22 protein-coding genes are annotated in these 24370 nt (G+C 71.8%); 13 read left to right on the top strand and 9 right to left on the bottom strand.

Going from position 1 to position 24370, the window contains the following annotated elements; translation table 11 throughout:
* Nucleotides 1-32: 32 nt before the first annotated feature.
* The 4 genes from QRN89_RS08560 to QRN89_RS08545 all read right to left on the bottom strand — a co-directional run bounded on the left by QRN89_RS08560 (nucleotide 33) and on the right by QRN89_RS08545 (nucleotide 5091).
* On the bottom strand, nucleotides 33-1688 hold the full coding sequence (locus tag QRN89_RS08560; RefSeq protein WP_290348748.1) for an alkaline phosphatase D family protein: 1656 nt from the start codon (nucleotides 1686-1688) through the stop codon (nucleotides 33-35).
* A 303-nt stretch (nucleotides 1689-1991) separates the two neighbouring features.
* Nucleotides 1992-2804, bottom strand: a complete 813-nt coding sequence (locus tag QRN89_RS08555) for a DsbA family protein (RefSeq protein ID WP_290348747.1) — start codon at nucleotides 2802-2804, stop codon at nucleotides 1992-1994.
* A gap of 57 nt (nucleotides 2805-2861) precedes the next feature.
* Entirely contained in the window at nucleotides 2862-3545 is a 684-nt protein-coding gene (locus QRN89_RS08550; protein WP_290348746.1) for a hypothetical protein, read from the bottom strand.
* A 220-nt stretch (nucleotides 3546-3765) separates the two neighbouring features.
* On the bottom strand, nucleotides 3766-5091 hold the full coding sequence (locus QRN89_RS08545) for a DUF2252 domain-containing protein (RefSeq protein WP_290348745.1): 1326 nt from the start codon (nucleotides 5089-5091) through the stop codon (nucleotides 3766-3768).
* 191 nt (nucleotides 5092-5282) lie between these two features.
* On the opposite strand from QRN89_RS08545, the gene dnaE reads away from it, so the two are divergent.
* Complete coding sequence (gene dnaE / locus QRN89_RS08540) at nucleotides 5283-8822, top strand: DNA polymerase III subunit alpha (RefSeq protein WP_290348744.1); 3540 nt, start codon at nucleotides 5283-5285, stop codon at nucleotides 8820-8822.
* Between the two features lie 200 nt (nucleotides 8823-9022).
* Here the strand turns inward: dnaE and QRN89_RS08535 are convergent, their stop codons facing one another.
* Nucleotides 9023-9178 carry a hypothetical protein gene (locus QRN89_RS08535; protein WP_290348743.1) on the bottom strand — a complete coding sequence of 52 codons (156 nt, stop codon included), beginning with the start codon at nucleotides 9176-9178 and terminating at the stop codon, nucleotides 9023-9025.
* Between the two features lie 223 nt (nucleotides 9179-9401).
* Between QRN89_RS08535 and QRN89_RS08530 the strand changes: the two genes are divergently transcribed.
* From QRN89_RS08530 to QRN89_RS08515, 4 genes are read left to right on the top strand one after another with little or no spacing between them, the layout of a single operon-like run.
* A complete protein-coding gene (locus QRN89_RS08530) occupies nucleotides 9402-10676 on the top strand; it encodes an NYN domain-containing protein (protein WP_290348742.1) in 1275 nt (424 codons plus the stop codon).
* Nucleotides 10677-10713: 37 nt separating this feature from the next.
* Nucleotides 10714-11688, top strand: a complete 975-nt coding sequence (locus QRN89_RS08525) for an ABC transporter ATP-binding protein (RefSeq protein WP_290353623.1) — start codon at nucleotides 10714-10716, stop codon at nucleotides 11686-11688.
* Nucleotides 11689-11743: 55 nt separating this feature from the next.
* A complete protein-coding gene (locus QRN89_RS08520; RefSeq protein ID WP_290348741.1) occupies nucleotides 11744-12577 on the top strand; it encodes an ABC transporter permease in 834 nt (277 codons plus the stop codon).
* Nucleotides 12578-12626: 49 nt separating this feature from the next.
* Nucleotides 12627-13250, top strand: a complete 624-nt coding sequence (locus tag QRN89_RS08515) for an ABC transporter permease (protein ID WP_290348740.1) — start codon at nucleotides 12627-12629, stop codon at nucleotides 13248-13250.
* Between the two features lie 857 nt (nucleotides 13251-14107).
* On the opposite strand, the gene ybaK is transcribed toward QRN89_RS08515, so the two are convergent.
* From ybaK to QRN89_RS08495, 4 genes are all read right to left on the bottom strand, one after another.
* Nucleotides 14108-14605: a Cys-tRNA(Pro) deacylase gene (gene ybaK / locus QRN89_RS08510; protein WP_290348739.1), complete on the bottom strand. Its 498-nt coding sequence runs from the start codon at nucleotides 14603-14605 to the stop codon at nucleotides 14108-14110.
* 31 nt (nucleotides 14606-14636) lie between these two features.
* Nucleotides 14637-15377 (bottom strand): LON peptidase substrate-binding domain-containing protein, encoded by a 741-nt coding sequence (locus QRN89_RS08505; protein ID WP_290348738.1) that lies wholly within the window; start codon nucleotides 15375-15377, stop codon nucleotides 14637-14639.
* Between the two features lie 5 nt (nucleotides 15378-15382).
* Nucleotides 15383-16459, bottom strand: a complete 1077-nt coding sequence (locus QRN89_RS08500) for a hypothetical protein (RefSeq protein WP_290348737.1) — start codon at nucleotides 16457-16459, stop codon at nucleotides 15383-15385.
* 173 nt (nucleotides 16460-16632) lie between these two features.
* Nucleotides 16633-18240, bottom strand: a complete 1608-nt coding sequence (locus QRN89_RS08495) for an oxidoreductase (protein WP_290348736.1) — start codon at nucleotides 18238-18240, stop codon at nucleotides 16633-16635.
* 248 nt (nucleotides 18241-18488) lie between these two features.
* Here QRN89_RS08495 and hisD point away from each other — a divergent pair, with 248 nt between their 5' ends.
* The 8 genes from hisD to hisF are packed head-to-tail and all read left to right on the top strand — an operon-like array spanning nucleotide 18489 to nucleotide 24330.
* The gene (gene hisD / locus QRN89_RS08490) at nucleotides 18489-19877 is read left to right on the top strand and encodes a histidinol dehydrogenase (RefSeq protein ID WP_290348735.1); all 1389 of its coding nucleotides are present in this window, start codon (nucleotides 18489-18491) and stop codon (nucleotides 19875-19877) included.
* Nucleotides 19874-21043, top strand: coding sequence for a histidinol-phosphate transaminase (locus QRN89_RS08485; protein ID WP_290348734.1), 1170 nt, complete (start codon nucleotides 19874-19876; stop codon nucleotides 21041-21043). The genes hisD and QRN89_RS08485 overlap by 4 nt, the downstream gene beginning before the upstream one ends.
* Entirely contained in the window at nucleotides 21040-21633 is a 594-nt protein-coding gene (gene hisB, locus QRN89_RS08480) for an imidazoleglycerol-phosphate dehydratase HisB (protein ID WP_138055870.1), read from the top strand. Before QRN89_RS08485 ends, hisB begins: the two co-directional genes overlap by 4 nt.
* Before the next feature lie 2 nt (nucleotides 21634-21635).
* Nucleotides 21636-21800 carry a CG2302 family histidine operon protein gene (locus tag QRN89_RS08475; RefSeq protein ID WP_269730958.1) on the top strand — a complete coding sequence of 55 codons (165 nt, stop codon included), beginning with the start codon at nucleotides 21636-21638 and terminating at the stop codon, nucleotides 21798-21800.
* Nucleotides 21797-22438 (top strand): imidazole glycerol phosphate synthase subunit HisH, encoded by a 642-nt coding sequence (gene hisH / locus QRN89_RS08470; protein WP_290348733.1) that lies wholly within the window; start codon nucleotides 21797-21799, stop codon nucleotides 22436-22438. Before QRN89_RS08475 ends, hisH begins: the two co-directional genes overlap by 4 nt.
* Nucleotides 22439-22440: 2 nt before the next feature.
* Nucleotides 22441-23172, top strand: a complete 732-nt coding sequence (priA, locus tag QRN89_RS08465; RefSeq protein WP_290348732.1) for a bifunctional 1-(5-phosphoribosyl)-5-((5-phosphoribosylamino)methylideneamino)imidazole-4-carboxamide isomerase/phosphoribosylanthranilate isomerase PriA — start codon at nucleotides 22441-22443, stop codon at nucleotides 23170-23172.
* The gene (locus QRN89_RS08460; protein WP_290348731.1) at nucleotides 23165-23563 is read left to right on the top strand and encodes a Rid family hydrolase; all 399 of its coding nucleotides are present in this window, start codon (nucleotides 23165-23167) and stop codon (nucleotides 23561-23563) included. Before priA ends, QRN89_RS08460 begins: the two co-directional genes overlap by 8 nt.
* On the top strand, nucleotides 23560-24330 hold the full coding sequence (hisF, locus tag QRN89_RS08455; protein ID WP_290348730.1) for an imidazole glycerol phosphate synthase subunit HisF: 771 nt from the start codon (nucleotides 23560-23562) through the stop codon (nucleotides 24328-24330). The genes QRN89_RS08460 and hisF overlap by 4 nt, the downstream gene beginning before the upstream one ends.
* Nucleotides 24331-24370: the final 40 nt, after the last annotated feature.

Here is a 24370-nt window from a genome sequence, read left to right as displayed (position 1 = left end):
AGGTTAGAGGAACCGTCTCGTGGGGTGGGGCCTCAGCGCACCGGCTGGTTGACGCGCTCGACCTTCTGCGTTCCGTTCAGCGTCCGGTACGAGCGCGCCCAGGAGGCGGTCGCGTCCGGACGTGTCTTGTCGGAGAGGGTGTAGTAGTCCATCTGCGACCGTTCGGCGGTCACGTCGAGGACGCCGTAGCCGTGGTGGTCCATGTCGAGCCATTTCACATGGCGGTTCGCGGCCTTGACGGCGGTGGCCGCGACCACGGACAGCGTGCCGGGGGCGACGTGCAGGAGGTCGTCCAGGTTGTCGGAACTCACCGACGTGACCACGAACTCGGTCGCGGCCGACTGCGACAGCGGGTACGTCGCCGCCTTCACCGGCACGTCGTTGGCCCACGCCATGTGGATGTCGCCGGTGAGGAAGACGGTGTTCCTGATCCCCCGGTCCGTCAGGTGCTTCAGCAGCTCCTTGCGGTCGTCCGTGTAGCCGTCCCACTGGTCCACGTTGACGGCGAGCCCCTCCTTGGGCAGGCCGAGCAGCTCGGCGATCGGCCCCAGCAGATGGGCGGGTACGGAACCGAAGGCCACCGGCGAGATCATCACCGAGGTGCCGACGAGCTTCCACGTCGCGTCCGAGGACGCCAGGCCGGACTTGAGCCAGTCGAGCTGGGCGCGGCCCGTGATCGTGCGCTCCGGGTCGTCGACCTTGCCGCTGCCCACGGACGCCTGCTCGGAACGGAACGAGCGCAGGTCCAGCAGATGGAGATCGGCCAGTTTGCCGAAGCGCAGCCGGCGGTAGACCGTGCCCTCCGTGGAGGTGCGCACGGGCATCCACTCGAAGTAGGCCCGCTTGGCGGCCGCGGCGCGGGCCGCGTAGTCGCCCTCGGTGCCGGGGGTGTGGTTCTCCGCGCCCCCCGCCCAGGCGTCGTTGGCGATCTCGTGGTCGTCCCAGATCGCGACGAGCGGATGGGCGGCGTGCAGTGCCTGCAGGTCGGCGTCGGTCTTGTACTTGCCGTGCCGGGTCCGGTAGTCGGCGAGCGTCGTGATCTCGTGCGCGGGTTCGTGCCGGCGCACGACGTACTCGTCGGCCGGGTAGCCGCCGGTGCCGTACTCGTAGATGTAGTCGCCGAGGTGCAGGATCGCGTCCAGGTCGGCGCGGGCCGCGAGATGGCGGTACGCGGCGAAGTACCCGGACTCCCAGTTGGCGCAGGACACCACGCCGAAGCGCACCCCGGGCGCGGCGGCGTCGGCGGCGGGCGCGGTGCGGGTGCGGCCGGTGGCCGACACGGTGCCGCCGGAGGCGAAGCGGAAGAAGTAGGCGGTGGCCGGGCGCAGCCCCCGGACGTCGACCTTGACGGTGTGGTCGGTGGCCGCGGTGGCGGTGGTCAGCCCGCCGGCGACGACCTTGGTGAAGTCCTTGTCCTCGGCGATCTCCCAACCCACCTCGGTGGCGGGCCCCTTGCCGGAGCCGGGCAGTGCGTCGGGGGCCGGGGTGACCCGGGTCCACAGCAGGACGCCATCGGGGAGGGGATCGCCCGAGGCGATCCCGTGGAGGAAGGCCGTGCCCTGTTCGGCGGCGACGGCGGGAGACGCGGCCGCGAGCGCGGGTGCGGCGGCGGCGGTGGCGACAGCGGTGGCGGCAGCGGCTTTGACGACCGAGCGGCGGCTGGGAGTTGAGGTGAGTCTACTGGTCACGGCCGGTCAGACTACTGACCGGTAAGGCGAACGGGCAGGCGAATTCAGGAAGTTCGTCTGCGCGTTTTCGATTGTCCGCCCGCTGTTGCCTGACGCCATGTCAGTCACGGCGGGGCGGCGGGCTCCCCGCGGGAAGCGACGGGGTCGGGCGACACCGCCCCCGGTGCCGCGGAACCTCTCGCGGCACGCCGGCCTCCGGCGGCCGGCACCGGGGCCGGAAACGGCGAGTGGGCCGTCCGCCGGGGGACTCCCGGCGCACGGCCCACTTCGGGGACCGGCTCGGTGAGCCGGCGGCCCCGGGTCTCAGCCCTTGAGCGCCTTGTCGACCGCGGCGTTGAACTGCTCCACCGTCATCGGGGCGTTGTCACTGCCCTCCGCGACGACCTTCTTGCCGTCCATCTTCAGCGTCGGCGTGCCGCTCACCCCGCTGTCGTCGAAGGTCTTCGACATCTTCAGCGCCCAGGGGTCGAAGGTGCCGTTCTCGACGTTCTTCTTGAATTCGGCGTTGTTCTTGAGGGCGTCCACGGAGCCGGCGACCTCCAGCAGGTACGCGTCCTCGGCGAACTTGTCGTCGCTCTCCTGCGGGTGGAAGTTCGCGGAGTAGAGGGCCGCCTTGTAGTCCATGAAGGCCTCGGGGCTCACGTCGAGCGCGGCGCCGAGGGCGGAGAGGGCGTTCTTCGACCCCTCGCCGTTGTCGCTGTTGTCGATGAACGTCGCGCCGATGTACTTCAGCTTGTACTTGCCCGCGTCCACGTCCTTCTTCACGGTCTCGCCGACCGCCTGCTCGAACGTCGCGCAGATCGGGCAGCGCGAGTCCTCGTAGACCTCGAGGGTCTTCTTCGCCGCCGGCTTGCCGATGACGACGGTGGTGCCGTTCTCGCCCTGGGTGTTCTTGGGCTTGACGACCTTCGCGTCCTTGGCCGCCTCCCAGGCCGTGGGCTTGTTGGCCTGCATGACGGCGTAGCCGATGCCGCCGGCGGCAGCCAGGACCGCGACCGTCGAGACGGCGACGACGAGCTGCCGCCTGATCTTGTCCTTCCTGGCCTGGCGCTCGCGCTCCAGACGCAGACGCTCGCGGGCGGCGGCCTTGTTGGCGCGGCTGTTGCGTGCACTCATGATCGTTTGCTCCGTGGGAAAAGGGTGGGGAAGAGGTCGGTCGGGGACGTGCCGGGCTCAGGCGTGAGCCGGAGCGAGCAGCGGTGGTCCCCTCCGTCGCACGGAGTGCACGAAGTGACGGGTGCGGGCGGTGTGCGGGCGGGCCGGCACCCGCGCCGAGGCGTGGGCGGCGGCCGCCCTGCGGTGGACGACGGCGACGGCGACCAGCAGGGGCCGGAACGCGGCCAGGGCCGCCGTGCGGAGCAGGCCCGCGAGGGCCGACTCGCCGTGGCGCAGCCACGCCGCGGCGAGCAGCCCGACCGAGACGTGTGCCGCGAGCAGCAGCCAGGGCACGTACGGATCCGGGGAGTCGACCAGGGCCGCGAGCCGGCCGTCGGCCGCGGCCACACCGGGCAGCTGCGCCCCGGTGCTTCCCGCGCACAGCACATCCACCCCGACAGCGCGGAGGGAACCGGCGACCGGTCCGCCCGCGGCGCCGTAACAGACGTGCTGACCGGCGGTGAAGACCGTGTCAGCGGCCAGCTCCAGGGGCACCAGCGCGGCCGCGATCGGCCCGTACCCCCGCTCCCGGCCGGCCAGCGCGTACGTGACCAGGAACACTCCGCCGGCGACCGCCGCGACGGTGGGCAGCGGCAGCGGCACCCGGGAGAGCAGCACGTGGGAGGCCACGGACAGCGTCACGACGAATGCCGTGAAAACCGCCGCCCGCAGCCCCCTGAGCCGGGTCTCGCCCATGTGCACGGGGCTCCTGACTGGTGGACGTCCGAACTGCCGGCTCCCCGCGAGCGCCCGCGGAGGAGAATCCGGCATCGTCTGGAGTGTGCCATGCCGTCCGGTAAGGGACCGCTAAGGATCCGGCCTCCTCGGCCGCGCGGGCAGCCGCGCGCCGGGGTACCGCGTGATCAACGCCACCCAGGGCCGGACCGTCCCCGGGTCCGGCCCTTCCGCACGCTCCCGTCGGCTACAGCCCGGGGATCCGGCCGTTGCGGAACAGGTCCACGAAGATCTGGTGGTCGGCGCGGGCCCGGGCGCCGTAGTCGTGCGCGAAGTCCACCAGCAGGTCCCCGAAGCCGTCCTCGTCCGCCGCGATCGCCGCGTCGATGGCCCGCTCGGTGGAGAAGGGCACCAGTGAGTGGCCGCTCTCGTCGTCCGCCGCCGCGTGCATGGTCGCCGTCGCGCGGCCGAGGTCGGCGACGACGGCGGCGATCTCCTCCGGGTCGTCGATGTCCGACCAGTCCAGGTCCACCGCGTACGGGGAGACCTCCGCGACCAGCTGGCCCGTGTTGTCGAGCTCCGTCCAGCCCAGCCACGGGTCGGCGTGCGCCTGCAGGGCGCGCTGCGAGATCACCGTGCGGTGCCCCTCGTGCTGGAAGTACCCCCGCACCCGCTCGTCCGTGATGTGCCGGGACACCGCCGGCGTCTGCGCCTGCTTCATGTAGATCACGACGTCGTTCTCGAGGGCGTCGCTGTTGCCCTCCAGCAGGATGTTGTACGAGGGCAGGCCGGCCGAGCCGATGCCGATGCCGCGCCGTCCGACCACGTCCTTCACCCGGTACGAGTCGGGCCGGGTGAGGCTCGACTCGGGCAGGGTCTCCAGATAGCCGTCGAACGCCGCCAGCACCTTGTACCGGGTGGCGGCGTCCAGCTCGATCGCCCCGCCGCCCCCGGCGAAGCGCCGCTCGAAGTCCCGGATCTCGGTCATCGAGTCCAGCAGTGCGAATCGGGTCAGCGAGCGGGCGCTGCGCAGGGCCTCCAGCAGGGGGCCCTCCGCGGTGTCCAGGGTGAAGGGCGGCACCTCGTCGTTCTTCGCGCCGGTGGCCAGGGCGTGGACGCGCTCGCGGTAGGCGGCGGCGAAGATCCGCACCAGCTCGGTGATCTGGTCGTCACCCAGCGCCTTCGTGTAGCCGATCAGGGCCAGGGAGGCGGAGAGCCGCTTGAGGTCCCAGGTGAAGGGGCCCACGTACGCCTCGTCGAAGTCGTTGACGTTGAAGATGAGCCGGCCGTTCGAGTCCATGTACGTGCCGAAGTTCTCGGCGTGGAGGTCGCCGTGGATCCACACCCGGCTCGTGCGCTCGTCCAGATACGGTCCGGAGTTCTGCTCACGCTCCAGGTCGGCGTAGAACAGGCTCGCCGAGCCCCGGTAGAAGGCGAAGGCCGAGGCCGCCATCTTGCGGAACTTCACCCGGAACGCGGCCGGGTCGGCGGCCAGGAGCTCGCCGAAGGCGGTGCCGAACACGGAGAGGATCTCCTCGCCGCGCTCGCCGGCCGTGGGCTGGTGGACCGACATCGCTGGGTGCCTCCTGGTGCATGAGGTGGGGGACGGGTGTTCCGTCACGCTCAACGCACGACGGTAGTGCGGAGTGCCCGGGGCGCCCACCTGCCACTCCCCGCCGGGTCGTGGTGCCGGGCCCTCTTCTGTCGGTGCGGAGGCATAGACTTCCACGCTGTCCACCCAGACCGTCCTGGAGGCCTCCCGCCGTGACCAAGCCGCCCTTCACGCACCTTCACGTCCACACCCAGTACTCGCTGCTGGACGGTGCCGCGCGGCTCAAGGACATGTTCAATGCCTGCAACGAGATGGGCATGACGCACATCGCCATGAGCGATCACGGCAACCTCCACGGCGCGTACGACTTCTTCCACTCCGCGCAGAAGGCCGGAGTCACCCCGATCATCGGCATCGAGGCCTATGTCGCCCCGGAGTCCCGGCGGAACAAGCGGAAGATCCTGTGGGGCCAGCCGCACCAGAAGCGGGACGACGTCTCCGGTTCCGGCGGTTACACCCACAAGACGATCTGGGCGGCGAACGCGACGGGACTGCACAACCTCTTCCGTCTCTCCTCGGACGCGTACGCCGAGGGCTGGCTCCAGAAGTGGCCCCGGATGGACAAGGAGACCATCTCCAAGTGGTCCGAGGGCCTGATCGCCTCCACGGGCTGCCCCTCGGGGGAGCTCCAGACCCGGCTGCGCCTCGGTCAGTTCGACGAGGCCCTGAAGTCGGCGTCCGAGTACCAGGACATCTTCGGCAAGGACCGGTACTTCCTGGAGCTGATGGACCACGGCATCGAGATCGAGCGCCGCGTCCGCGACGGGCTGCTGGAGATCGGCAGGAAGCTCGGCATCCCGCCGCTGGTGACCAACGACTCGCACTACACGTACTCCCACGAGGCCGGCGCCCACGACGCGCTGCTGTGCATCCAGACCGGAAAGAACCTCTCGGACCCGGACCGCTTCAAGTTCGACGGCACCGGCTACTACCTGAAGTCGACCGACGAGATGTACGCCATCGACTCGTCGGACGCCTGGCAGGAGGGCTGCCGCAACACGCTGCTGGTCGCCGAGCAGGTCGACACGACCGGGATGTTCGAGAAGCGCGACCTGATGCCGAAGTTCGACATCCCCGAGGGGTACACGGAGGTCTCCTGGTTCCGCGAGGAGACCATGCGCGGCATGGAGCGCCGCTTCCCCGGCGGCATCCCCGAGGACCGCCTCAAGCAGGTCGAGTACGAGATGGACACCATCATCTCGATGGGCTTCCCCGGGTACTTCCTCGTCGTCGCCGACTTCATCATGTGGGCCAAGAAGCAGGGCATCGCGGTGGGCCCCGGCCGAGGCTCCGCGGCCGGCTCGATCGTGGCCTACGCCCTGGGCATCACGGACCTGGACCCGATCCCGCACGGTCTGATCTTCGAGCGCTTCCTCAACCCCGAGCGCATCTCGATGCCCGACGTCGACATCGACTTCGACGAGCGCAGGCGCGTCGAGGTGATCAGGTACGTGACGGAGAAGTACGGCGCCGACAAGGTCGCCATGATCGGCACGTACGGCACCATCAAGGCCAAGAACGCGATCAAGGACTCCGCCCGCGTGCTCGGCTACCCGTACGCGATGGGCGACCGGCTCACCAAGGCCATGCCCGCCGACGTCCTCGGCAAGGGCATCCCGCTCTCCGGCATCCTCGACCCCCAGCACCCGCGCTACAGCGAGGCCGGCGAGATCCGCGGGATGTACGAGAACGAGCCGGACGTGAAGAAGGTCATCGACACCGCCCGCGGTGTGGAGGGCCTGGTCCGGCAGATGGGCGTCCACGCCGCCGGCGTGATCATGTCCAGCGAGACCATCACCGAGCACGTCCCCGTGTGGGTGAGGCACACCGACGGGGTGACCATCACCCAGTGGGACTACCCGAGCTGTGAGTCGCTCGGCCTGCTGAAGATGGACTTCCTGGGCCTGCGCAACCTCACGATCATGGACGACGCCGTCAAGATGGTGAAGGCCAACAAGGGGATCGACATCGATCTCCTGAGCCTGCCGCTCGACGACCCCACGACGTTCGAGCTGCTGCAGCGCGGCGACACCCTCGGAGTGTTCCAGTTCGACGGCGGTCCCATGCGCTCGCTGCTGCGGCTGATGAAGCCCGACAACTTCGAGGACATCTCCGCCGTGTCGGCCCTCTACCGGCCGGGCCCGATGGGCATGAACTCGCACACGAACTACGCCCTCCGCAAGAACGGCCAGCAGGAGATCACCCCGATCCACCCGGAGCTGGAGGAGCCGCTCAAGGAGGTCCTGGACGTCACCTACGGCCTGATCGTCTACCAGGAGCAGGTGCAGAAGGCCGCCCAGATCATCGCCGGCTACTCCCTCGGCGAGGCCGACATCCTCCGCCGTGTGATGGGCAAGAAGAAGCCCGAGGAACTGGCCAAGAACTTCACGATCTTCCAGGCGGGCGCGCGGAAGAACGGCTACAGCGACCAGGCCATCCAGGCCCTGTGGGACGTGCTGGTCCCCTTCGCCGGATACGCCTTCAACAAGGCGCACTCCGCCGCCTACGGCCTCGTCTCGTACTGGACGGCCTACCTCAAGGCCAACCACCCCGCCGAGTACATGGCGGCGCTGCTCACCTCGGTCAAGGACGACAAGGACAAGTCCGCCGTCTATCTGAACGAGTGCCGCCGCATGGGCATCAAGGTCCTGCCGCCCAATGTGAACGAGTCGGAGCCGAACTTCGCGGCCCAGGGCGACGACGTGATCCTCTTCGGCCTCACGGCCGTCCGGAACGTCGGGCAGAACGTCGTGGAATCGATCATCAAGTCCCGCAAGGCCAAGGGGAAGTACACGTCGTTCCCGGACTTCCTGGACAAGGTCGAGGCGGTCGTCTGCAACAAGCGGACCATCGAGTCGCTCATCAAGGCCGGTGCCTTCGACGAGATGGGCCACACCCGCAAGGGCCTGGTCGCCCAGCACGAACCGATGATCGACAACGTGGTCGCGGTCAAGCGCAAGGAGGCCGAGGGCCAGTTCGACCTCTTCGGGGGCATGGGCGACGAGACGAGCAGCGAGCCGGGCTTCGGGCTCGACGTCGAGTTCTCCGACGTGGAGTGGGAGAAGTCGTACCTGCTCGCGCAGGAGCGCGAGATGCTCGGACTGTACGTCTCCGACCACCCGCTCTTCGGTATCGAGCACGTACTGAGCGACAAGACCGACGCCGCCATCGCGCAGCTGACCGGCGGGGAGCACTCGGACGGCGCGGTCGTCACCATCGGCGGCATCATCTCGGGCCTCCAGCGGAAGATGACGAAGCAGGGCAACGCCTGGGCGATCGCCACCGTGGAGGACCTGGCCGGCTCCATCGAGTGCATGTTCTTCCCGGCGACGTACCAGCTGGTGTCCACCCAGCTCGTCGAGGACACGGTCGTCTTCGTGAAGGGCCGCCTCGACAAGCGCGAGGACGTCCCGCGGCTCGTCGCCATGGAGCTGATGGTCCCGGACCTGTCCTCTGCGGGCACCAACGCGCCCGTGGTGATCACCATTCCGACGGTGAAGGTCACCCCGCCCATGGTCAGCCGGCTCGGCGAGATCCTCGGTCACCACAAGGGCAACACGGAGGTGCGGATCAAGCTCCAGGGCGCCCGCAAGACCACCGTGCTGCGTCTCGACCGGCACCGGGTCCAGGCCGATCCCGCGCTGTTCGGCGACCTCAAGGTGCTGCTCGGCCCGTCCTGCCTGGCGGGCTGAGGACCGGGACCCTTGCGACGCCCGGGCCCCCGCGGTGTGCCCGGGCGGACCGTCGGCGGCCGGGGCCCGCGGCGCATGCCCCCGGCTCCGGGCGCGGGGCCCGCACGTGGCGCACGGGCTGCACATGAGGGGCGCGCCCGGTCTCCGGGCGCGCCCCTCACACATACGTCACACGGGATCCGTATGCCGGGAGTGAAACGTCAGTTGTGGCCGAAGCGCTTCTGCCGTCCCTTGTGGGCGATGCTCGTCGCGATCGGCGCGTCCGCCTGAGCCTCCGTGGTACGGGCCTCCTGGGCGCCGCGCTCGGCGGTGGAGCCGCTCTGGGCCTTGCGTTCTCGGTTCTTGTTCTTGGCCATGGTGATGCCTCCCGTGGGATGTAGGGGCCAGGGCCGTCCTCAGCGTCACATAGCCGAATACTCTGCGCATTTCGGATGATTGCAGTGAGTAACAAGCTGCTGTTACGGTGCGGCCTCACTCCCCGCCACGCCGATGATCGAGTTCCGGCGGTCAACCTTCCGGCGTTCGGGCAGACTCGAAGGAAACCCGAAGCAACTCCGATCCCGAGGTTCCCGAAAGAGGGTGGAACGCGTGGACCGCTGCGTCGTCCTGGTGGACGCCGGCTATCTGCTGGGAGCCGCCGCGAGCCTCCTCGCCGGGGAACCGGCCCGTTCCCGCATCACCGTCGACCACGCCGCCCTCATCCAGGCCCTGCGCGAGCGCGCGGAGGCGGACACCGAACGCCCGTTGCTGCGCATCTACTGGTTCGACGGCGCCCCGGACCGGGTGCCCCAGCCCGAGCACCGCCGCCTGCGCGTCATGCCCCGCGTCACCGTACGGCTCGGCGCGCTCACCCGCAGCGACGGCCGTTGGGCGCAGAAGGGCGTCGACGCCGCCATGCACGCCGAGCTCACCGAACTCGCAAGGAACCGGGCCTGCTCGGACGTGGTCCTGGTGACCGGGGACGGTGATCTGCTCCCCGGACTGATGTCGGCGAAGGAGCACGGCGTCGCCGTCCACCTCTGGGCCGTCCAGGCCGCCGACGGCGACTACAACCAGTCCGAGGACCTGGTCGCCGAGGCCGACGAGCGGCGCGTCCTCGACCGCGCCTGGATCACCCAGGCGGTGCGCGCCAAGGAGCTCACCGGCGTCTGCGCCCCGCCGCCCGTGCCCCGGCCCGAGATCGCGGCCATCCTCTCCGCCCCGCTGCCCGAGTCGGCACTCCCGGCGACGGAGCGCCAGGAGGAGACGGGCACCCCGGTGGCGGGCGGCAACGGCGCGGCACCCGCGGCCCCGGCCGCCGTGAGCGGCACGGAGGACGGCCTCGGCGCTCCCGCCGCCCACCACCACACCAAGGGCGTCCCCACCCCCAAGGACCTGGCGGGCCTGCGCGGCCCGTCCGGCCAGGCCGAACGTCATCCGGCCGCCGGGGCGACCCTGCGCTGGTCCTCCGACAAGGGCTGGATCGAGCGCCCGGGCGGCGGCGCGCCCGCCGAGTCCCCGGAGGCGGCGTCCCTGCCCACCCTCGCCCAGCTCACCAGCGCCGAACAGCGCTGGGCGGACCGCGAGGAGGACATCACCACCGTCGGCGGCGACCCCTTCGAGGTCGGCCAGGTCTTCGCCCGGCGCTGGATGGAGCGGCTGCCGGACCCGGCGCACGTGGAGAAGCTGTCCGGCATGTACCCGCGCGTCCCGCACCGCATCGACGGCGAACTGCTGCGGTACGCGGCCCGTTTCGGGCTGCTCGCGCACAAGGACGACCAGATCGACGAGCACGACCGCTATGCCATCAGGGCCGGATTCTGGCGGGAGATCGATGTCCGAGCGGCCACGGAACGCGCCCCGGCCGGGGACTAGGCCGGGCTACCCCTTAGGCTCGTCCCTCGTGAGTACGGTGTGCGTGGTGCGGGATCTGGTCAAGACGTACCCCGCCGCGCGTGCCCGGCGGGGGGTTCCCGCGACCCCCGAGGTGCGTGCCAACGACGGGATCGGCCTCGGCGTGCGGCGCGGGGAGATCTTCGGTCTGCTCGGCCCCAACGGGGCGGGCAAGTCGACCCTGGTCCGCCAGCTGACCGGTCTGATGCGCCCGGACTCCGGCACCGTCGAGGTGCTCGGCCACGATCTCGTACGCCACCCCGAGCGGGCGTCCCGGCTCATCGGCTACCTCGGCCAGGAGTCCACCGCCCTCGACGAGCTGACCGTCGCGCTCGCCGCCGAGACGACGGGCCGGCTGCGGGGCCTCGGGGCGCGGCAGGCGCGCGCCGAACGCGACACGGTCCTGGAGGAGCTCGGCCTGACCGGCCTCGCCGGGCGGCCGCTGAAGAAGCTCTCCGGGGGCCAGCGGCGGCTCGCCTGTTTCGCCGCCACCCTGGTGGGGGAGCGGCCGGTACTGGTGCTGGACGAGCCCACCACCGGGATGGACCCGGTCGCCCGACGGGCGGTCTGGGCCGCGGTCGACCGCCGGCGAGCCGAGCACGAGGTGACCGTCCTCCTCGTCACCCACAACGTCATCGAGGCGGAGACCGTCCTCGACCGGGTCGCCGTGCTGGAGCGGGGCAAGGTCATCGCCTGTGACACGCCCGCCGGGCTCAAGGAGCGCGTCGCCGGGGAGGTCCGGGTGGAACTCGTCTGGCGCGAGCGGGCCCCCCTCGACGTGCCCGAGGTCGCCGCGCTCCGGCCGTCCGCCGAGGAGTCCGGGCGCCGCTGGATCCTCCGGCTCGCCCCGGACGAGGCCCGCGCGGCGGTCGCCGCGGTGACCGGTGGCGAGGCGTTCTCGGCCCTCGACGACTTCACCCTGGCCACGCCGAGCCTGGAGGACGTGTACCTCTCGCTCGGCGGCCACGCGACGAAGGGGCTGGTGAAGGCGTGAGCCGTGAGCCGTCACCCGTACCGACGCCGTCCGTACCGAACAGGAGCTGCACCAGGTGAGCATCGTGCCTGCGGAGGCCGTGTCCGCGCGTGTGCGGGGGGCGTACGACGCCCTCGGCGGGAACGACGGGGGTGCCGCGCCGCTCGCCCCGCGCGCCCGGCTGCTGCCGGCGCTCGCGGCGGTGTACCGCGCCCAGCTGTCCCGGGCCCGTGTCGCCCGGATACCACTGCTCTTCGTCGCCACGTTCCAGTCCGTCGGAATCATGGTGCTGATGCGCGGGGTCGTGGACGGCGGGGCGGAGGCGCGGGCGGTGGTCGCCGGGTCGTCCGTCCTGGTCGTGGCCTTCGTCGCGCTCAATCTGCTGGCCCAGTACTTCGGCCAGCTCCGCGCTTCCGGTGGTCTGGACCACTATGCGACGCTGCCGGTGCCGCCGGCGGCGGTGGTGCTCGGGGCGGCGGGGGCCTACGCCTCGTTCACCGTGCCGGGGACGGTGGTGACGGCGGTCGTCGGCTCGGCGCTGTTCGGGCTGCCGCTCACCCACCTCTGGGTGCTGGCGGCGGTCATCCCGCTCGCCGGCGCCGCGCTGGCCGGGCTGGGCGCGGCGCTCGGCCTGCTCGCGCCGCGCCAGGAACTGGCGACGCTCCTCGGCCAGTTGGGCATGTCGGCGGCGCTGCTGCTGGGCGTGCTCCCGGCGGGGCGGCTGCCCGGGCCGATCGCGTTCGCGCGGGACCTGCTGCCGTCCACGTACGGAGTGGAGGCGTTCACTCGTACGTTCGATGCTCATCCGCACTGGCCGACGGTCGCGCTGGATCTCGCCGTCTGCGCGGCGGTGGGCGTGGTCTCGCTGGCCGTCGCGACCTGGGCGTACCGGCGGGCCGCGGTCCGCTGAGATCGCGGCCGGTGAGGCGGGCCACAGGGACGTTTGGCACGATGTCAGGGTGACAGCACCCCTGACGCCGCCCCACCGGCCCGCCCCGCACGACACGTCCTGGAACCACCCGTACCCCGCGCCGCACCCGGACGGAGAAGGGCTGGAGATGAGGAGCGAACTGCGCCGGGCGGCCGTCGTCCTGGTGGCCGTGACGCTCGCCGGGATCGCGCTCGGCCTGCTGTGGCTGTGGCTGGCCCCGAAGGTGCCGCTGATCTCGACCGACAAGGCGGTCTTCTTCGCGGACACCGAGGGCGAGGAGGCGGCGGGCGCGGACGGTACCTTCGTCCTGCTGGCGCTCGGTTTCGGCGTGCTCAGCGCCGCGGTCACCTTCTGGTTCAACCGCCGCGGGGGCATCGTGATCGTCGCCGCACTGGCCCTCGGCGGCATCCTCGCGTCCGCGCTCGCCTGGGGCACGGGCTATGTGTTCGGCCCCGAACAGGACGTCGTCGCCCACGCCCGGGCGGTCGGCCAGGGCGTCGTCTTCGACGCGCCGCTGCGCCTGCGCGCCAAGGGCGCGCTGCTGGCCTGGCCCATCGCCGCGATGGTCATGCATCTGGCCCTGACCGCTCTGTTCGCCCCGCGTGACCCCGAGCCGGAGTGGCCCCCGCTGGGCCCGGAGCACCAGGGCTGAGCGTCCGGCGGGCGGGGCACGGGCGCTCTGCCGGAGGGCTGAGTCTCCGGAACGAACGGCCGAGCGGTCATGGCCTCCGACGCGGCCGCTGGGTTCGGGTGGATCAGGCTGCGCGTCCTGCGGGCGGGGACGGACACAGTCGGGCTCGTCGACGGGCGGGGCCTCCGGGGCCACCGGCCGTGCGCTCACGGTCCTCACGCGCGGCCGCCGCGCACCGCGGCTTCGCCGCAGGCTCGCGCTCTCACACAGCCCCGGTGGCCGGGGCGCCCTCCGCACGCCTCGTGCTCGTCGCCCGGAGGGCAGGGGGAGACGGCAACGGGCAGGTCGGGCGTGGCAGGCGGCCGGTCCGCCCGCGCGAGGACTCCGTACGCGTCGCCGCGGCCGCCGAGCGTGCCGCCGTGGAGCGGCGCCACACGTGGAACCGCGGCGTCCACGGCCGCCGGTCGACGCTCCCACGCCCGCGTGATCGAGGCGCGGGACCGGCATCCGCGCGGTGAGCCGCCGCCGCACCGTTACCCGGAAGGGGCGGCAGGGCGGCGGCGCACGTGCGTCAGGCCGGTCGGCGGCCGTGGTTCGCCCGGCGCTTCTTCAGCCGCCACTTCCGCTTGCGCGTGCGCTTGGACACGGATACCCCCTCGGGTCGGCACGTCCTTCGGTCGTAGCCGAGGACGGGCCGGCCGTCGAGAGGGCGTGCGGGCCGCGCACGCGGAGGCGTTTCACGCGCTGTGTGCGTCCGGTCGGCGTCGGGGCGTTGAGCGGGGCCCGGGCCCGGGTTCGTGGGGGTGGCTTCGGGCCTGGGTCGGCCTGTGGGGAGGCAGCTCGTCGGGTACGCGGACGCCGAGAGGCCCCACACGGTGCTAGACGCGCCCGATCGGCGCCAGGACCGCGTGCGTCAGTGAGGCCAGGTCCGTGGGGGACAGTTCCACCTCGAGCCCGCGCCGGCCCGCAGAGACGCAGATCGTCGGGTACGCGGACGCCGAGGAGTCCAGCACCGTGCGCAGGCGCTTGCGCTGGCCCAGCGGAGAGATGCCGCCCCGGACGTAGCCCGTGGTGCGTTCAGCCGCCGCCGGGTCGGCCATCGACGCCCGCTTGCCGCCGACCGCCGTGGCCAGCGCCTTCAGGTCGAGTTGCCCCGCGACGGGCACCACGGCGACCGTCAGCTCGCCGTCCACGTCCGCGACCAGCGTCTTGAAGACCCGCTCCGGCGCCACGCCCAGGGCCCGCGCCGCCTCCTCCCCGTACGACGGGGACGCGGGGTCGTGCTCGTACGCGTGCACGGTGAACGTCGTGCCCGCGGCCGTCAGCGCCACCGTCGCCGGCGTGCCGCCCTGCTGCTTCCTGGCCTTCTTCGCCATGGTCCTGCTCCCTCGCCCTGGTCGGTCCGGCTCAGTTCGGGCTCGTCGGCGAGCGGGTCAGGTCGACCGCGGGCAGCGACGGCAGATGACGTATCACCGCGGTCTCGGCCCGCAGCAGCTTCAGCTCCTCGCGCAGCCGGGTCGCCGTGTCGGGTGCCTGCAGGAGTTTCTGCTTCGCCGGCGTGTCGAGCACGGCCGCCGCGGCGACCAGGTACGAGACCACCGAGGGCTCGTCCGGAAGCTCCGCGGCCGTCGACAGCGAGCGTTCCCGGGCGCCGGCCAGGCGCTTCTGGTAGCTGCGGAACGCCCGCAGCACGCCCTCGGCCAGCGTGCCCGCGCCCTCGCCGGACTCCTCCGGGATCTCCTCGAGTTCGGCCGTCAGGAACGGTCCGCTCGCGTCGACCGACAGGAGTTTCACCCGGGTCGTGCCGGTGGCCAGCACCTCGAAGCTGCCGTCGGCGCGCTCGCGGATCGTCGCGGCGTCGGCGATGCAGCCGACGCGGTGGAACGCCTGGATCGGGTCCGGGCCGAAGCCGGCGGCCGGACCCTTCTCCGGCCGGGCGGTCTGGTCCGGCATCCCGGGTGCGGTCGGCGCGACCTCGCGGCCGTCGCGGATGGCGACCACGGCGAACCGGCGGGGCTCGGACTCGTCGGTCTTCAGCAGCTCGCGCATCATGGCGCGATAACGCTCCTCGAAGACGTTCAGCGGCAGCACGAGGCCGGGGAAAAGCACCGCGTTGAGCGGAAAGAGAGGCAGGCGAGCGGTGGTCACAGCGGTCAAGCGTAGTGGTCGCCGGGCAGGGCGCGTCCGGCCGCCCGTCCCTGGCCGGCACCGGCCGGGCCGGCGGCGCGGATCCGGCGGCCCCCGCGGAGCGGCGTCGAGGACGCCACCTCGATGCGGACCCCGTCCCGTGCCTCCAGGAACTGGCCGAGCGGATCGTCCGTCACCCGGTTCCACGGGAACGACGTGGCGTACGGGCCGATCGCGCGGAACTGCTCCAGGGCCTCGTTCCAGCGGCCGCGCGCGATCAGCACGTACACCAGGAGATTGCGCACCTCGGCGGGCCAGGGATCGCCGCTGCGGTACCGGGCGGACAGCTCCGCGGCGCGGTCCGCGGCCGCGTCGATCCGGTCCCCCTGCACGCCGGTGGCGGCCCCCGCGAGCAGCAGCGTCAGGGCCGCGCGCACCGGCAGGGCCTGCACCAGCGAGCCGGGCAGGGAGTCCTCGGCCGCGCGCTCGGCGAAGTCGAAGCACTCCCGGTGCGAGCCGTGCCAGACCGCCGACAGGTACCGGAGGGCGGCGACATGGCAGCCGTAGTGGTGCGAGGAACGGCGGACCGCCTGCTCCCACAGCGCCTCGAACGCGGTGTGCGTGGCGTGCGTGCCGCGCGCGTGGTCCAGGGCGAGCCGCCAGGGCACGGGATCACGCGGATCGGCCTCGGCCGCGGCGTGGACCAGCGGGCCGACCTCGCGCAGCCGCTCGACGCTCGCGGGCGACTCCCACGCCCTGCGGACCTCGAGTTCGGCCTTCACGAGCAGGGCGTCGGGGTCGCGCGGCGAGGCGGCGAGCCAGCCGGCGAGCCAGTCGGGGCGGCTGTACGCGAACGCCGCGAGCCGCATCACGTACCGGTCGCGGTTCTCCCACTCGGCCGCGCCCCGCGTGGTGGCCAGCAGCTTGGCGGCCGGTTCGTGGTCGCCCACCGCGGCGGCCACGAGCGCGGGCCCGAGCTCCCCGTCCGGGGCGTCGAGCAGTACCGCATCGTCCGGGGGCAGTCCGTCGGCGAGCCGCGGGGTGTGCCGGACCATGCGGGCGGTGCTGATCAGGGCGCGCAGCAGAGACATGGTGCGGACCATTGAAAGCCGCAGGTCGGGGCCGCGCCAGAGGGCATCTGTGAAGTTTTGGTAGCAGGTGGAATGGTTGTCCTGACTCAGGTCAAGAAAGCGCAAAGGAGCGCGCACTCACGGCGCACGAGGGGCGCTCGGCGCGCTCCCGGGGCACGCCCCCGTGCTCCGGCGGCGAGGCCCGCTCAACTGCGTCTGAGCAGCCGGGAGGCCCCCGCCGCCACGGTCGTCGCGAGTATCCAGCCCAGGAGCACCAGGGCCGCGGCCACCCACTGCCAGTGGCCTTCGAGCCGCCAGTAGCCGTCCTGACCGAGATTGATCACCGGCAGGAGCAGATCGAGGGCGTAGAGCGAAGGGTTCCACTCCGGATGCTCGTTCGGCTTCATCGCGTCCGGGGCGTAGCGGGAGAACGCCACCGCGCCGGCCGCCCAGAGCACCGCCATCCACAGCGCCGCCCGGCCGGGGCGGTAGCCGTACGCCACCGTCCAGTCCTGGACGTAGCCCCAGAGCTTCGCGGCGAGCGGCAGGCTCTCCCGGCGGCGGCGCTGCTTGGCGAGGAGCACCTCGCGGGCGTCCGCGTCCTCGCCGCTGTTGCGCAGCACGGTCGCCAGCCGTTCGTACGGCTCCGGCTGGTACTCGGGGGTGGCCGCCGCGACCCACTCCAGCCGGCGCGAGAGCGGGAAGCGGCTGTAGGGCACCAGGTTCTCGTACACGAATCCGCCCATCGCCAGCCCGCCCGGACCCGGCCAGCTCGTGGAGTGGTCGATGAGCGTGACGACCTTCGCGCCGTTCAGCACCACGCGGCCCTGTTCCGGCCGTTCCCCGTTGAAGCGCAGCTCCGGCGTGGCGATCCGGCGCAGCGACAGCTCCTCCCGGCGTGCCTCCGACAGCACGAACCGGGCGTGGTGGAAGTCGACGGCGTCACCGAAGCGGCCGTCGTCCAGCCGCACCCCGCCGTGGCACTCGAAGCGCTGCTCCCGCGCGCCGGTCCCGCGCCCCGGGGCGTCGTAGGAGAGGCCGAACGGGGGAGTGGCGCCCTGGTCACCGGCACCGTCGACCCATGCCCTGGTCAGGTACAGCGTGCGCTCCACCGTCAGCTGGGGGGCGTTGAGCGCGCGCCGGCCCTCGACCGCCCGCAGCCGGCTGCCGCGCAGGCTCAGCGACACGCCGACCTTCGCACCGCGCAGACTGAACTCGCCGTACGTCTCGATCAGCTCGGCCTGCAGATCCTGTCCCACGGACAGGCCGTCCGCCGTGATGGCCCGGCCGAGCCGGTCCGGCCGCACCCGGATCTGGTTGATCAGCAGATCCGTGCCTATCTGGGCGTCCGTGAGGCGTATCCCGTGCTCGACGCGGCAGCGCGGCAGATGCAGATCGCCCTCGGTGTGCAGCCGGGCGGCCTCCAGCCGCGGTATCGCGCACCCCACCAGCCGCAGCGTGGTGAACCGCGACTCCGGCAGCGTCAGCTCGCTCTCGAAACGACAGCCGGTCAGCTCGACGTACGGGCCGATCGAGCCGCCCGCCAGCGTGAGCTTCCCCGTCACGTACGCGCCCAGCAGCTTCAGCGCGCAGACCCGGCCCGGACGCGCCGGAGGGCCGCTGAGCAGCAGCAGTGCGATCACATCGGCGCGCACGCTCCGCCCGGGTCCCCACTCCAGGTCGGAGAAGGGATCGTTCAGCAGCGGATTGCCGTCGCGAAGATCGCACGCCATTCCGTACTCGAACGAGGTCCACATCGTGCGTTCCGCCGTGGTGAGATCGTTGGGCATGTCGACACCCTGCGGCTCGGTCAATGCCGCTCCCTCGCTTTCCCCCGGTCCGCCTACCCGGTCTCGTACTGCCGTTCTTCCCGCTGGGTAACGGACTGAACACGAGTGGTCATGACCGACATCAGTGCCGTGAGGGGCGGTCCGGCCGCCGGGGGCCCCGGGGTCGCACGGGGTGGACGCCGTTCACGTCCCGTGACCGTCCGACGGGTGGGCGTGTATCAGCCAGTGATACGGAAGGCCGGTACACGGATCCCGTCTGAGAGAATTGACCCGTGATCTCTCGTATCGACCTCCGCGGCGACGCCCTCCCCGAGGGTGCCGCGCTGCGCGACCTGCTGCCCCGTGCCGAGTTCGACGTGGAAGCCGCCCTGGAGAAGGTGCGGCCCATCTGCGAGGACGTGCATCATCGCGGGACGGCGGCGCTGATCGAGTACGCGGAGAGGTTCGACGGCGTGACCCTGGACCGGGTCCGCGTGCCCGAGAAGGCCCTCGTGGAGGCGCTCGAGCAGCTCGACCCCGAGGTCAGGGCCGCCCTGGAGGAGTCCGTCCGCCGGGCCAGGACCGTCCACCGCGCCCAGCGCCGCGAGACCCACACCACCCGGGTGGTGCCGGGCGGCACCGTGACCGAGAAGTGGGTTCCGGTCGAGCGTGTCGGGCTGTACGCGCCGGGCGGCCGTTCGGTCTACCCCTCGTCCGTGATCATGAACGCCGTGCCGGCGCAGGAGGCCGGCGTCGAGTCCGTCGCGCTCGCCTCCCCGCCGCAGAAGGAGTTCGGCGGGCTGCCGCACCCGACGATCCTCGCCGCCTGCGCGCTGCTCGGCGTCGACGAGGTGTACGCCGTGGGCGGCGCCCAGGCCGTCGCGATGTTCGCGTACGGCACCTCGGGGCCCGACGGATGTGCGCCCGCGAACATGGTGACCGGTCCCGGCAACGTCTGGGTCGCCGCCGCCAAGCGCTACTTCACCGGCCGCATCGGCATCGACACCGAGGCCGGCCCCACCGAGATCGCGGTCCTCGCCGACTCCACCGCCGACCCGGCACATGTCGCGGCCGACCTGATCAGCCAGGCCGAGCACGACCCGCTGGCCGCGGCCGTGCTGGTCACCGACTCGCCCGAGCTCGCCGACGCGGTCGAGCGCGAGCTGGTCCCGCAGATCGCCGCGACCAAGCACGTCGAGGACCGGATCCTCCCGGCGCTGTCCGGGAAGCAGTCCGCGATCGTCCTCGTCGACAGCGTCGATGAGGGCCTGCGCGTCGTCGACGCGTACGGAGCCGAGCACCTGGAGATCCAGACCGCCGACGCGGCCGCCGTGGCCGACCGGGTGCGCAACGCGGGTGCGATCTTCGTCGGCCCCTGGTCGCCGGTCTCCCTCGGCGACTACTGCGCCGGGTCCAACCACGTGCTGCCCACCGGCGGCTGCGCCTGCCACTCCTCCGGCCTCTCCGTCCAGTCCTTCCTGCGCGGCGTCCACATCGTCGACTACACGCGCGAGGCGCTCGCCGACGTCGCCCACCACGTGGTGACCCTCGCGAACGCGGAGGACCTCCCGGCGCACGGCGCCGCCGTGAAGGCACGGTTTGCCGGAGGCGAACCGGGCGAGCACGTTGCCGGAGGCGAACCGGACAAGCACAGTGACTGGAAGGTGCCCCCGAGCAAGTGAGCACGACCGACATCGGCATCGACGACCTGCCCATCCGCGAAGAGCTGCGCGGCAAGTCGCCGTACGGCGCGCCGCAGCTCGACGTGCCCGTGCAGCTGAACACCAACGAGAACCCGTACCCGCTTCCCGAGGCGCTCGTCGAGAGGATCGCCGAGCGGGTGCGCGAGGCCGCGCGCGGCCTCAACCGCTACCCCGACCGGGACGCGGTCGAGCTGCGCACCGAACTCGCCCGGTACCTCACCCGCACCGGGAAGCACCCGGTCGCCCTGGAGAACGTGTGGGCGGCCAACGGCTCCAACGAGGTCATCCAGCAGCTGCTGCAGACCTTCGGCGGCCCGGGACGCACCGCCATCGGCTTCGAGCCGTCGTACTCGATGCATGCGCTCATCGCGCGGGGCACCGGCACCGGCTGGATCTCCGGTCCGCGCAACGACGACTTCACCATCGACGAGAAGGCGGCGGCGGACGCGATCGCCGAGCACCGGCCCGACGTCGTGTTCATCACCTCGCCCAACAACCCCACCGGCACGGCCGTCGCGCCGGAGACGGTCCTCGCGCTGTACGAGGCCGCCCAGCGGGCCAGGGCGGACGCGGCGGGGGCGCTGGTCGTCGTCGACGAGGCGTACGTCGAGTTCAGCCACCGGCCCTCGCTGCTCCCGCTGCTCGAGGGCAGGCCGAACCTCGTCGTCTCGCGGACCATGTCCAAGGCGTTCGGCGCCGCCGGACTGCGCCTCGGCTATCTCGCGGCGCACCGCGCCGTGGTCGACGCCCTGCAGCTGGTGAGGCTCCCGTACCACCTCTCCGCCGTCACCCAGGCCACCGCGCTGGCGGCCCTGGAGCACACCGATACGCTGCTGAAGTACGTCGAGCAGCTCAAGGACGAGCGGGACCGGCTGGTCGACGGGCTGCGCGCCATCGGCTACGAGGTGACCGACTCCGACGCCAACTTCGTCCAGTTCGGTCGGTTCGACGGCGAGGGCGGCGCCCACGCCGCGTGGCAGCAGATCCTCGACCGGGGCGTCCTGGTCCGTGACAACGGCGTACCGGGCCGGCTGCGGGTGACCGCCGGCACCCCCGAAGAGAACGACGCGTTCCTGGATGCGGTGCGCGCACTGAACAGTTCCGTGGGGGACATCCCCACACCCCCGAAGGAGCAGAAGCGATGAGCCGGGTAGGACGCGTCGAGCGCACCACCAAGGAGACGTCCGTCGTCGTGGAGATCGATCTCGACGGCACCGGGAAGGTCGATGTGGCGACCGGGGTCGGCTTCTACGACCACATGCTCGACCAGCTCGGCCGCCACGGTCTTTTCGACCTCACCGTCAAGACCGACGGCGATCTGCACATCGACAGCCACCACACCATCGAGGACACCGCCCTCGCGCTGGGTGCCGCCTTCAAGCAGGCCCTCGGCGACAAGGTCGGGATCTACCGCTTCGGAAACTGCACCGTGCCGCTGGACGAGTCGCTGGCCCAGGTGACCGTCGACCTCTCCGGCCGCCCGTACCTCGTGCACACCGAGCCGGAGAACATGGCGCCGATGATCGGCGCGTACGACACCACGATGACCCGGCACATCCTGGAGTCCTTCGTGGCCCAGGCACAGATCGCGCTGCACGTCCACGTGCCGTACGGACGCAACGCCCACCACATCGTGGAGTGCCAGTTCAAGGCGCTGGCGCGGGCGCTGCGTTACGCCTCGGAGCGCGATCCGCGCGCGGCCGGGATCCTGCCGTCCACGAAGGGTGCCCTCTAGTCGTGAACGGTCTCTCCACGGTTCTGATCGTCGTCGGTCTCTTCCTGATCGGCGGCATCATCTCCTTCGCCAAGCAGCAGATGCCCAAGGGCCTGATCGCGCTGCTGTCGGTCGGCGCCGCGATGTGCCTCGCCGCCGGCGTCCTGCGACTGGACGTGTGGTCATGAGCGAACGGAAGAACGTCGTCGTCTTCGACTACGGCTTCGGCAACGTCCGCTCCGCCGAGCGCGCCCTCGCCCGCGTCGGCGCCGACGTCGAGATCACCCGCGACTTCGACAGGGCCATGAACGCCGACGGGCTGCTCGTGCCCGGCGTCGGCGCCTTCTCCGCCTGTATGGCGGGGCTGCGGGAGGCCCGCGGCCACTGGGTCGTCGACCGCCGGCTCTCCGGCGGGCGGCCCGTCATGGGCATCTGCGTGGGCATGCAGATCCTGTTCGAGCGCGGAATCGAGCACGGCGTCGAGACCGAAGGGCTCGACGAGTGGCCCGGTGTCGTCGGCCCGCTGAACGCCCCGGTCGTGCCGCACATGGGCTGGAACACCGTCAAGGCCCCCGAGGACTCGGAGATGTTCACCGGCCTGGACGAGGACGCCCGCTTCTACTTCGTGCACTCCTACGCCGTGCGCGAGTGGGACTTCGAGGTGACCAGCACGGCCATGGCGGTTCCGAAGGTCACCTGGGCGACCCACGGCGAGCCGTTCGTCGCGGCCGTCGAGAACGGCGCGCTGTGGGCCACCCAGTTCCACCCCGAGAAGTCCGGCGACGCCGGCGCCCAGCTGCTCACCAACTGGATCGAGACCCTCTGATCATGGCTCAGAAGCTTGAACTCCTCCCCGCCGTCGACGTCCGCGACGGCCAGGCCGTCCGTCTCGTCCACGGCGAGTCCGGCACCGAGACCTCCTACGGATCCCCGCTGGAGGCCGCCCTCACCTGGCAGCGCGCGGGCGTCGAGTGGCTGCATCTGGTCGACCTGGACGCCGCCTTCGGCACCGGCGACAACCGGGAGCTGATCGCCGAGGTGGCCGGGGCCATGGACCTCAAGGTCGAGCTGTCCGGCGGCATCCGCGACGACGCGTCCCTCGCCGCCGCCCTCGCCACCGGCTGCACCCGGGTCAACCTCGGCACCGCCGCCCTGGAGACCCCCGAGTGGGTCGCCAAGGTCATCGCCGAGTACGGCGACAAGATCGCGGTCGGCCTGGACGTACGGGGCACGACCCTCCGCGGCCGCGGCTGGACCCGTGACGGCGGCGACCTCTACGAGACCCTGGCCCGGCTCGACTCCGAGGGCTGCGCGCGGTACGTCGTGACCGACATCGCCAAGGACGGCACTCTCCAGGGCCCCAACCTGGAGCTGCTGCGCAACGTCTGCGCCGCCACCGACAAGCCGGTCGTCGCCTCCGGTGGCGTGTCCTCCCTCGACGACCTGCGCGCGCTCGCGGGTCTCGTCCCGATCGGTGTGGAGGGCGCCATCGTCGGCAAGGCGCTGTACGCCGAGGCGTTCACCCTGGAAGAGGCCCTGGAGGCGGTGTCCGGTGAGTGACGACATTCGACGCGTCGGTTCCGCCGGCCCCTGGGAGGACGCCTTCGGGTACTCCCGCGCGGTCGAACTGCCGAACGGCCTGGTGCTGGTGTCCGGCTGCACGTCGGTCGTGGACGGCTCGGTCGTCGACGGCGGTCCGTACGACCAGGCCGTCAACGCCTTCAACGCGGCGCTGGCCGCGCTGAAGGAGCTCGGCCTCGGCAGCGAGCACGTCGTGCGCACCCGGATGTACCTCACGCACGCCCGGGACGTCGACGAGGTCGGGCGGGCCCACAAGGAGCTGTTCGGCGCCGTGCGCCCGGCCGCGTCGATGCTGATCGTCTCCGGCTTCGTCGACCCGCGGCTGGTCGTCGAGGTCGAGGTCGAGGCGTACCGAGGAGAGACGGCATGACCCTCGCCGTACGCGTCATCCCCTGCCTCGACGTGGACAACGGCCGGGTCGTCAAGGGCGTCAACTTCCGGAACCTGCGCGACGCCGGCGACCCCGTCGAGATGGCCAAGCTGTACGACGCGGAGGGGGCCGACGAGCTGACCTTCCTGGACATCACGGCCTCGTCCGGCAACCGGGAGACCACGTACGACGTCGTGCGCCGCACCGCCGAGCAGGTGTTCATCCCGCTCACGGTCGGCGGCGGGGTCCGTTCCGCGGACGACGTCGACAAGCTGCTGCGGGCCGGCGCCGACAAGGTGGGCGTCAACACCGCGGCCATCGCCCGGCCCGAGCTGATCCGCGAGATCGCCGAGCGCTTCGGCCGCCAGGTGCTGGTGCTGTCCGTCGACGCCCGCCGCACCCCGGAGGGCACCGTCACCCCCTCCGGCTACGAGGTCACCACCCACGGCGGCCGACGCGGCACCGGAATCGACGCCGTCGAATGGGCCCACCGCGCGGCCGAGCTGGGCGCGGGCGAGATCCTGCTCAACTCGATGGACGCGGACGGCACCAAGGACGGCTACGACACCCGGATGATCGAGGCCGTACGCAAGCACGTCACGGTCCCGGTCATCGCCTCCGGCGGCGCGGGCAGGCTCGGTGACTTCGCCCCCGCCATCGCGGCCGGGGCGGACGCGGTGCTCGCTGCGTCCGTCTTCCACTTCGGTGATCTGCGGATCTCCCAGGTCAAGCAGTCGCTGCGCGAGGCGGGCCACCCCGTCCGCTGATCGCCTCGGTTCCACCCTTCGGGCAGCCTGTCCGAAGGGT

Origin of the sequence: Streptomyces sp. HUAS CB01, from assembly GCF_030406905.1 — a bacterium.
Classification (GTDB): Bacteria; Actinomycetota; Actinomycetes; order Streptomycetales; family Streptomycetaceae; genus Streptomyces; species Streptomyces chengbuensis.
Note: the sequence above shows the minus strand (reverse complement) of the source record. Positions and strands in the feature narration are given on the sequence as shown.

What these genes read in the sequence shown, in the direction of transcription:
- hisH (WP_290348733.1), top strand. Translation starts at nt 21,797, where the DNA reads ATGAGCGAACGGAAGAACGTCGTCGTCTTCGACTACGGCTTCGGCAAC.
- ybaK (WP_290348739.1), bottom strand. Translation starts at nt 14,605, where the DNA reads ATGGCGAAGAAGGCCAGGAAGCAGCAGGGCGGCACGCCGGCGACGGTG.
- QRN89_RS08500 (WP_290348737.1), bottom strand. Translation starts at nt 16,459, where the DNA reads ATGGTCCGCACCATGTCTCTGCTGCGCGCCCTGATCAGCACCGCCCGC.
- QRN89_RS08535 (WP_290348743.1), bottom strand. Translation starts at nt 9,178, where the DNA reads ATGGCCAAGAACAAGAACCGAGAACGCAAGGCCCAGAGCGGCTCCACC.
- hisF (WP_290348730.1), top strand. Translation starts at nt 23,560, where the DNA reads ATGACCCTCGCCGTACGCGTCATCCCCTGCCTCGACGTGGACAACGGC.
- QRN89_RS08545 (WP_290348745.1), bottom strand. Translation starts at nt 5,091, where the DNA reads ATGTCGGTCCACCAGCCCACGGCCGGCGAGCGCGGCGAGGAGATCCTC.
- hisB (WP_138055870.1), top strand. Translation starts at nt 21,040, where the DNA reads ATGAGCCGGGTAGGACGCGTCGAGCGCACCACCAAGGAGACGTCCGTC.
- QRN89_RS08555 (WP_290348747.1), bottom strand. Translation starts at nt 2,804, where the DNA reads ATGAGTGCACGCAACAGCCGCGCCAACAAGGCCGCCGCCCGCGAGCGT.
- priA (WP_290348732.1), top strand. Translation starts at nt 22,441, where the DNA reads ATGGCTCAGAAGCTTGAACTCCTCCCCGCCGTCGACGTCCGCGACGGC.